This window comes from Sphingomonas sp. CCH15-F11 (assembly GCF_001557005.1).
In the GTDB taxonomy this organism is placed as follows: domain Bacteria; phylum Pseudomonadota; class Alphaproteobacteria; order Sphingomonadales; family Sphingomonadaceae; genus Sphingomonas.
In genome coordinates this window covers 1-8,861 of sequence record NZ_LSKG01000089.1, presented here as the reverse complement: position 1 = coordinate 8,861, position 8,861 = coordinate 1, and the positions used below count along the sequence as shown (strand labels likewise).

Here is an 8,861-nt window from a genome sequence, read left to right as displayed (position 1 = left end):
CGCTCGCCGACAAATAGCGCGATCAGAATGCCGCCACTTAGCGCGAGCGTTTACATCTTCGATACGTGGTGCTTGTTTGTCCAGTCTTTTTAAAGTGGGAAAAGCACCATTAAGGCACCAGTTTAGGGGCGGTCTTCAAAAGGCATACCCAAAACGCACCTCCTAAATTGCGCATTTGGCAGGATTGTAGCGATGTGACACGCAAGGTCAAATGTGACATTGGAAGGAAGGAAGGGCGCGAACGCGATATTGTTGTCGTGGATGGACGCTTCAGCTATATTGCATAGACGTGGTGCATTAGGGCTGGTATGCTAACATGACCTTGCAAATTAACATTACGCCAAATGGGCGCATGAGCCTTCCGGCGGACGTCCGGAAGCGCCTTGGCCTGAGTGGCGGTGGTGCAGTCTATCTCGACGAGACGGAGGACGGCGTGGTGTTGCGGACGGCAGGCCAGGCTGTGGCACGCGCCCAGGCTCTGGCCAAGCAGTACACCGGCGGTAATCCTGACGCATCCGTGGACGCATTCCTTGCCCGACGCCGGGAAGAGAGCGGCGAATGAGCGTGGTGCTGGATGCGTCTGCGATCATCGCGATGCTCAAAGGCGAACGCGGAGCGACAAAGGTCGCGACTGAGATCGGTGGGGCGCGGGTGAGCAGCGTCAACTATGCTGAGGTCGTCAGCCACTTCGTCCATGCCGGCATGCCCGAGCGCGAAGTCGATGCGATGCTCGATCCACTGCCGCTGACGGTCGTGCCGGCCGACAAGGCACTCGCGCAGATTGCCGGGCGGTTGCGGGCGGCCACAGCCGAGGCGGGGCTCAGCCTTGGTGATCGTTTCTGCCTGGCACTCGCGCAGCGCGACGGTCTGCCCGCATGGACCAGCGACCAGAACTGGAAGAAGATCGCCGATGCGGTCGAGGTCAAGGTTGTCACGATCCGCTGACTTTACATGGTGGCGGGGTAGGGAAGGGGGCAGGACGTCCCGCTCGACAGCCATGACCCGCACCGCCAGAAGGTTTCCATGCTACGCCTGATCCACACAGCCGACTGGCAACTCGGCAAGCCGTATGGCCGCTTCGACAGCGACGTGCGCGCTGCCCTCAGCGAAGCGCGGTTCGATGCGATTGACGCGATCGGCAAAGCTGCAACTGAGCATGACGTCGCGCACGTGCTGGTCGCCGGCGATGTGTTCGATACTGAGGGACCGGAAGACCGCGTGATCGTGCAGGCGGTGTCGCGGATGCAGCGCTATGCCTGTACCTGGTGGCTGCTGCCCGGCAACCACGACTTCGCCCGCAATAGCGGCTTGTGGGATCGTGTCCGCGCCAAGGGCGTCGGCAATATCCGCATCCTCGCCGAGCCGGTGCCATGCGAGTTGGAGCCCGGGCAGTGGCTGCTGCCGGCACCGCTAACCCACCGGCACAATCTCGACGATCCAACCGCGCTGTTCGACACGATGGAGACGCCAGGCGCGCGCTTGCGCATCGGTCTCGCTCACGGCTCAATCCGCGACTTCTCGTCGCGAGGCGAGGCTCAGAACCAGATCGCACCTGATCGCGCGCAGCGCTCCAACCTCGACTATCTTGCGCTGGGCGACTGGCACGGGAGCCTCAGGGTCGATGCACGCACCTGGTATTCAGGAACGCCAGAAACCGATCGCTTCCAGAGGGATGAGCCGGGCTACGCTCTGCTCGTGACGCTTGAGGCAGGAGCGGAGCCGTCGGTGTCGCCAATCCGTACTGGCAGGTTCCAGTGGCTGATGCGTTCGTGGACGGTGGCCGACGCGGAGGGCTTCGCCGCCGAGTGCGACCGGCTGCTTGCGCAGGTCGAACCATCGGCAACCCTCTTGCAGCTCTCGCTCTCGGGTATCGTCAGTTTGTCCGATCGTATCGCGATCCTTGCGCGCCTCGACAACGACCTGCGCCATCGCCTGCGCCATCTGGCGGTCACCGCCGACGATCTCGTCGGTCGGCCGAGCGAACAGGATCTGGCAGACCTGCGGGTCGAGGGGATGATCGGCACGGCCGCGGCGAAGCTGATGAGCATGATAGAGGCCGGTGGCAGCGACGGCGCCATTGCCAGGCGGGCGCTTGAGCGCCTGTTTGTGGAACATCAGCGTGGGCAGGACGCGGCATGAGCCTTCGGATCCGGCGCATCGCGCTTTCAAACTTCCGCAAATACCGCGACCCCTTCGTGCTGGACGGGCTGACCGATGGGCTCAACGTCATCATCGAGCCCAACGAGACCGGCAAGTCGACGCTGCTGGAAGCGATGCGCGCCGCCTTCTTCATCCGGCACAACACCGCTAACCGGCTTGCGCGTAGCTACGCGCCTTACGGTGAGGCCGTCGCCCCGCAGATCGAGATCGGCTTCGAGGCGAAAGGCGAGGCGTGGGAAGTCAGCAAGCGCTTCCTGAAGAGTGCTTCGGTTGAGGTTCGGGGACCGAACGGGCGTGCGCAGGGCGAGGATGCCGAGGCGCAGCTGCAAGCGCTGCTCGGCGCGCGTCGCGACACCAGCCAGGGCGGCGACGCGGCAGCGCACGGCGCACTCGGCCTGTTGTGGGTTGGGCAGGCGCAGGCGCTTGAGGTGACGGCGCCGGGCGAGATCGTGCGCGACAGCGTTCGCGCTACTCTGGAAGCCGAGGTCGGCACGATCATGGGTGGTGCCGCCTACCAGCGTGTTCGCCCCCGCATCGACAGCCAGTTCGCGGAATACTGGACCAACAGCGGTCGGCCGACCGGTCGCCAGACTGCCGCACGCGACGAACATGAGGCAGCACAACGCGCCGCGAGCGAGGCGGCAACTCGGCTTGCCGCACTCGAGCAGGGCTTCTCCGATCTCGAGGCTGCGCGGGCGCGGCTGAAGGTGCTCGATCGCGATCTTGCCGATACCACCGATGCTGAGCAGCGTCGGGCGCTGGTAGGCCAGCTCGACGTGGCGCGTTCTGCCGCTCAACTGCTCGACACACGCCGCGCCGAGCAGGGCCGGCTTGTCGACCGCGTCAAGGCACTCGAGGATCTCGCATCGCGCCTCGCAACCGCACGTAAAGCTGTCGTCGACACGGCTACGGCGCTTGGCAAGGCACGGGATAGCCGATCGGGCCTGGTCGGGGAGCTGGCGGCCGCGCAGGAACGAGCAACGACAGCCCGTGAGCTGCTAACCCGTGATCGTGACACTCGGCGGACCGCCCACGCGGCACTTGACGCTGCTCGGATACGGGCTGCGGAGCGCGAGCGCCGGGGGGCAATCGGCGAGGCACGACGGCGATATGCCGAGCTGGTTGCGCTGGAGGCCGAATACGAAGCGACGCGCCAGCTCGCGACTGCGATGATCCCCACCACCGTCATCAAGGCCCTCGAAGAACGTGAACGTGCCGTGGACAAGGCGCGGGCGGCCGTGGATGCCGGTGCGACGCGGATCGAGTTCGCCGGCGATCTCAGCGGCCTGACGATCGACGGATCTGCGGCGGAGCGTGGTGACCGGATGCTGTCTCGCGAGACGCGCATCCGACTGGGCAATGCCGAGCTCATCATCCGGCCGCCGGTCGGGCTGCAAGGCGCCGAAACGGTACTCGCCAATGCGACCGATGATCTGAACGCAGCCTTAGCCGAGCACGGGGTGGAGAGCGTCGCTGCGGCTCGCGCTCGCAACGAGGCCGCGCGAGACGCGGTCGCCAACCTTCGCACGGTTGAAGCGCGGATCGCCGGGATCACGCCTGCCGTGACGCTGCTCGGGATCAAGGCGGGTGCGCCCGCCCTGAAGCTCTTCATTGCCGAATTGGAGGAAGGCGCGGAAGGGCAGGAGAGGGACGAAGAAGCCGACATCGAGGCATTGACGGTTGCAGCGGGTGAGGCGGATACGGCCCTTGCAAGGGCTGAAGGTGTCGATGCGGTGGCATCCGAGCAGTTGCGCGAAGTGGAGGCGCGCAATGCTCCTCTGATGGTGCAGGAAGCTGGCGCCGAGCGGGATGCGCTGAACGCCGCGGCACAGCTTGCCGCCTTGGAAGCCAGGCCCGAGGTGGCTTCGCTTGACGAGGCCTTGCGCGAAGCGCGCCAGCAGGAGGCGGCAGCGCTCGTCAACCTGCAGGATGCCGAACGCGCAGCGACCGCGCATGACGTTGCGACGATCGAACGGCAGATCGGCCTGCTAGACAAGCGGGTCGGGGTGGCCCGGGCACAGCGTACCGACCTGGAAAAGGTGATTGCCGGGCTGGAGGCGCGGATCGAGGCGGAAGGCGGCAAGGGGCTGGCCGACCGCGCCGCAGTCGCGCGAGAGGAGGCTGATGCCGCAGTTGCCAACCTGGCACGTGTAACGCAGGAAGCGGAGACGCTGAAGCTGCTTCGTGACACGTTGGAGAGTGCACGCGTCGAGACGTCGCGGACGTTCGTCGGGCCAGTGGCGCGGCGTGCGCGCCGGCACATCGAACGGCTGCTGCCGGGTGCGGACCCCGGCTTTGGCGACGACCTTGGTCTGGCGTCAATTGCTCGGGACGGTTTGGGCGAGAGTTGCGGCGATCTCTCCAGGGGCACGCAGGAGCAGTTAGCGGTTCTCACCCGGCTCGCCTTTGCCGACATGCTCCTTGAGCAGGGAGCGCCGGTCTCGCTGATCCTGGACGACCCGCTGGTCTACTCGGACGATACCCGACTAGATATCATGACCGAAATCCTGACCGAGGCCGCAACACGGATGCAGGTCATCCTGCTTACCTGCCGTGATCGCGCCTTCCGTCACCTTGGCAATCGGATCAGCCTGACGGGAGGTCGGTAGCGGAACCTATACATTTTGGTGGAAAGCGGCCTGCCTGCTTTACGGCGTCAACCGCGGTGAGCTGACGATGATGCTGGCGAAAGCATTGCGCGGTGCGGTGTAATCCGATTCTAACGTAAAACGGCCAAGAAAGATGGCTCTGGCGTTCTTCCTGGCATCGTGTCTGTGATAGCTGGCTGCGGGACATAAAATCGGGCCGCCGCGACTCCGTCGATCGCATTCAGCGCCTAAGCCCGATGCCGAAAAGGTATCATGGCCAACCAAATCGGCATTTTTCACGATCAGCTTATTTTCCTAGCCTCACATAGCTGAGGAGAGGAACGGGGCGATGACACGCGTTACCATCAACGCCATCGAGACAATCATTCTAGATGTGCCGACGATCCGGCCACACGTGCTGTCTGTCGCAACGATGCAGTCACAGACGATCGTAATCGTCCGACTGCTCTGTTCCGATGGAATCGTTGGCTTTGGCGAGGGAACAACGATTGGCGGCCTCAGCTACGGAGCTGAAAGCCCTGAGAGCATCAAGTTGACGATCGATCGCTACGTCGCGCCGGTGCTGATTGGCAGCGACGCGCGTCCTGCGTCGGCGATGGCGATGCTGCGTCGTCATATCGTGGCGAACCATTTTGCCAAGAACGCGATCGAAACCGCTTTGCTCGATGCGCAGGGAAAGCGCCTCGGCGTGCCCGTCAGTGAACTATTGGGCGGGCGACTGCACGATCGGCTGCCCGTGCTGTGGACGCTGGCAAGCGGCGATACGGATCGTGACATCGCAGAGGCGGAGGATATGCTGGCGCGGGATCGACACCATGCCTTCAAGCTCAAGATCGGCAAACGCCCATTCGAGCAAGATGTCGCGCATGTCGCCACGATCAAACGGGCGCTGGGCGATCGCGCCAGCGTGCGGGTCGACGTCAACCAGGCATGGAGTGAAGCGACGGCAAAGCGCGCGCTTCCGATGCTTGCTGATGCAGGGGTCGACCTGGTCGAGCAGCCGATCCCCGCGACCCAGAATTTAGGCATGGCCCGGCTGACCCAGATGGGCTGCGTCGCTGTCATGGCGGATGAGGCGCTGCACGGACCGGAAAGCGGCTATTCGCTCGCCTGCGGACATGCCGCAGACGTCTTCGCCATCAAGATTGCACAGGCGGGTGGACTGTCAGCGGCTAAGAAGCTGGCCGGCATCGCGGAGGCTGCTGGAATTGCGCTCTACGGCGGCACCATGTTGGAGGGCGGCATCGGAACAATCGCTTCCGCCCACGTGTTTTCCACCGTTGGCGCGCTCGAATACGGCACCGAGCTGTTCGGTCCGCTGCTCCTGACCGAGGAACTGCTCGCCGAACCTTTACGATACGAAGCGGGCTCGCTTGTGCTGCCGACCGCGTCAGGTCTCGGTATTGAGCCGCGAGCGGAGGCAATCGCCGCGCTGCGTCGTGATCGGCCGTTACGTACCACGGTAGTGATGCCACTTCAGGCGGTGGGTTGAGACGATGTTATTCCACGTAACTATGGACGTGCGCATCCCGCACGATGCCGATGCCGGGATGATCGAGGCTCTCAAAGCCGAGGAGAAGGCGCGCGCACAGGATCTCCAGCGACAAGGCATATGGCGTCATCTTTGGCGCGTCGCTGGGCGCTACAGCAACGTTAGCATCTTCGACGTGCCCGGCAATGTAGAACTTCACGATCTGCTCAGCACGCTACCGCTGTTTCCGTACATGGAAGTGAAGGTCACCGCTTTGTGCAGGCATCCATCGTCGATCCATGACGACGATCGCTGACCAATCATTAAATAAGACGCCAAGGAGAGGAACGATGAACGAGAATTTCGTGCAGACACCGGAGGTACAGAACCTCCTCGATCGCGCCAGCGGCGGAACCGTCGAAGGCGGTGATCCGCGCATCAAGGCGATCACGCGCGATCTCGTCGAGGCGGTGATGATTGCCATCGCCAAGTACGACATCACGGAGAGTGAGTTCTGGTCGGCGATCAAGTTCTTCCAGGACGGCGTGGGTGAATTCGGGCTCATCGTTCCAGGGCTCGGCCTCGAGCACTTCATGGACCTCTACATGGACGCCAAGGACAAGGAGGCCGGCGAGAGCGGTGGCACGCCGCGGACCATCGAGGGACCGCTTTATGTGGAGGGTGCGCCGCTCGTCGAAGGCGACGTGAACCTCAGCGATGATCCCGACGAAACTGGCACCCTCTACATGACGGGTGAAATCAAGGGGCCGAAGGGCGAGACGCCCGATGGCGCAATCCTCCACGTCTGGCACGCCAACTCGCACGGCTTCTACTCGCACTTCGATCCCACCGGAGCGCAGACGCCGTTCAACAATCGCCGTCGGATCAAGATCGGACCGGACGGCCGCTATTCCTTCCACTCGAAGATGCCGAACGGCTATTCGGTCCCGCCCGATGGCACGACGGAACGGCTGCTGAAGTCGATCGGCCGCCACGGCAATCGTCCGGCACACGTCCACTTCTTCGTTGAAGCACCCGGATACCGTGCACTGACAACGCAGATCAACTTCGGCGACGATCCCTTCGCCAATGACGATTTCGCCTTCGCCACGCGGGAAGGGCTGCTGCCTGTGCCGCAGCGCCAAGGTGACAGTGCTTATGTCGCGTTTGATTTCGAGCTTCAGCGTTCCGCCTCCCACGAGGACGGCGTTTTCTCCGCCCGCACTCGTGCGGCAGCCTGAGACCGGAGCGGCGGTCAGATGAATAAGGTGTACGACACGCCAGCCGCCGCGCTGGATGGACTACTCTTCAATGGCATGACGATCATGTCGGGCGGGTTTGGGCTCTCGGGTAATCCCGAGAGCCTTATTCCGGAGATACGCGCCAGCGGCGTTCGCGATCTCACCGTCATCTCCAACAACGCCGGCGCCGATGGCTTTGGACTGTGGATGCTGCTGGAGACGCGGCAGATCGGCAAGATGATCTCGAGCTACGTCGGCGAGAACAAGCTGTTCGAGCAGCAGTACCTCTCGGGCGAGCTGGCGCTGGAGCTGACGCCGCAGGGTACGCTTGCCGAGCGGATCCGCGCCGGCGGAGCAGGTATCCCGGCTTTTTTCACGAAGACCGGGGTGGGCACCGTTGTTGCGGAAGGAAAGCCTGTCGAGAGCTTCGACGGCGAGGACTATGTCCGCGAAACTTGGCTGCGCGCGGATCTGGCAATCGTGAAGGCTTGGCGTGCCGACACGGCTGGCAACCTCATGTTCCGCAAGACGGCGCGCAACTTCAATCCGGTGATGGCCACTGCAGGCAGGGTAACCGTGGCGGAGGTCGAAGAGATCGTGCCGCCGGGCACCTTCGACGCTGACTGCATCCATACACCCGGCATTTACGTGGATCGGATCGTGAAGAGCACCATCAACGAAAAGCGGATCGAAAAGCTGACCACGCGCAATCGGGAGGCCGTCTGATGCCGTGGAGTCGTGACGAAATGGCCGCGCGGGCCGCGCGTGAATTGCGCGACGGATACTATGTCAATCTCGGTATTGGTATTCCGACACTGGTCGCCAACCATATCCCGCATGGCATCGACGTGACGCTGCAATCGGAGAACGGCATGTTGGGCATGGGACCGTTTCCCTTTGCAGGTGAAGCCGATCCTGACCTCATCAACGCGGGCAAGCAAACGATCACTGCGCTACCGACCTCATCGTTCTTCTCTTCCGCTGACAGTTTCGCGATGATCCGCGGCGGCCACATCGATCTGACGGTACTTGGAGCAATGGAAGTCAGCGAGGGAGGCGACATCGCCAACTGGACCATCCCCGGCAAGATGGTGAAGGGGATGGGCGGTGCGATGGATCTCGTCGCCGGCGTCAAGCGCGTAGTTGTCGTGATGGACCACGCGAACAAGGCCGGCGAGCCGAAGATCTTGCCGACGTGTAGTCTGCCGCTGACTGGCAAGGCGTGCGTCGATCTGATCGTCACCGACCTTGGTGTGATCGCCTGTGACAAGCCCGGACTGCGCCTTGTCGAACTGGCGCCTGGGGTCACAATAGAGGAGATTGGCGCGAAGACCGGTGCTGCGCTTGACGCGTCGGCAGCGCAGGCGCGCGCCGCATGAC

9 protein-coding genes are annotated in these 8,861 nt (G+C 63.3%); all 9 read left to right on the top strand.

Annotated elements, in window-relative coordinates; all coding sequences use genetic code 11:
- The first annotated feature begins 316 nt into the window (after positions 1–316).
- The 9 genes from AX709_RS08360 (at position 317) to AX709_RS08320 (ending at position 8,860) form a co-directional block, all read left to right on the top strand.
- Entirely contained in the window at positions 317–562 is a 246-nt protein-coding gene (locus AX709_RS08360; protein ID WP_066548739.1) for an AbrB/MazE/SpoVT family DNA-binding domain-containing protein, read from the top strand.
- Positions 559–945, top strand: coding sequence for a type II toxin-antitoxin system VapC family toxin (locus AX709_RS08355; RefSeq protein WP_066548737.1), 387 nt, complete (start codon positions 559–561; stop codon positions 943–945). The genes AX709_RS08360 and AX709_RS08355 overlap by 4 nt, the downstream gene beginning before the upstream one ends.
- Positions 946–1,023: 78 nt before the next feature.
- Positions 1,024–2,139 carry a metallophosphoesterase family protein gene (locus tag AX709_RS08350; RefSeq protein WP_066548734.1) on the top strand — a complete coding sequence of 372 codons (1,116 nt, stop codon included), beginning with the start codon at positions 1,024–1,026 and terminating at the stop codon, positions 2,137–2,139.
- Positions 2,136–4,769, top strand: a complete 2,634-nt coding sequence (locus AX709_RS08345) for an AAA family ATPase (protein ID WP_066548726.1) — start codon at positions 2,136–2,138, stop codon at positions 4,767–4,769. The genes AX709_RS08350 and AX709_RS08345 overlap by 4 nt, the downstream gene beginning before the upstream one ends.
- Before the next feature lie 328 nt (positions 4,770–5,097).
- Entirely contained in the window at positions 5,098–6,261 is a 1,164-nt protein-coding gene (locus AX709_RS08340) for a muconate/chloromuconate family cycloisomerase (protein WP_066548723.1), read from the top strand.
- Positions 6,262–6,265: 4 nt separating this feature from the next.
- Positions 6,266–6,556 (top strand): muconolactone Delta-isomerase, encoded by a 291-nt coding sequence (catC, locus tag AX709_RS08335; RefSeq protein ID WP_062126717.1) that lies wholly within the window; start codon positions 6,266–6,268, stop codon positions 6,554–6,556.
- A gap of 34 nt (positions 6,557–6,590) precedes the next feature.
- Positions 6,591–7,481, top strand: coding sequence for a dioxygenase family protein (locus AX709_RS08330; RefSeq protein WP_066548719.1), 891 nt, complete (start codon positions 6,591–6,593; stop codon positions 7,479–7,481).
- A gap of 18 nt (positions 7,482–7,499) precedes the next feature.
- On the top strand, positions 7,500–8,207 hold the full coding sequence (locus AX709_RS08325) for a CoA transferase subunit A (RefSeq protein ID WP_062126710.1): 708 nt from the start codon (positions 7,500–7,502) through the stop codon (positions 8,205–8,207).
- Positions 8,207–8,860: a 3-oxoacid CoA-transferase subunit B gene (locus tag AX709_RS08320; RefSeq protein ID WP_066548715.1), complete on the top strand. Its 654-nt coding sequence runs from the start codon at positions 8,207–8,209 to the stop codon at positions 8,858–8,860. The genes AX709_RS08325 and AX709_RS08320 overlap by 1 nt, the downstream gene beginning before the upstream one ends.
- Position 8,861: the final 1 nt, after the last annotated feature.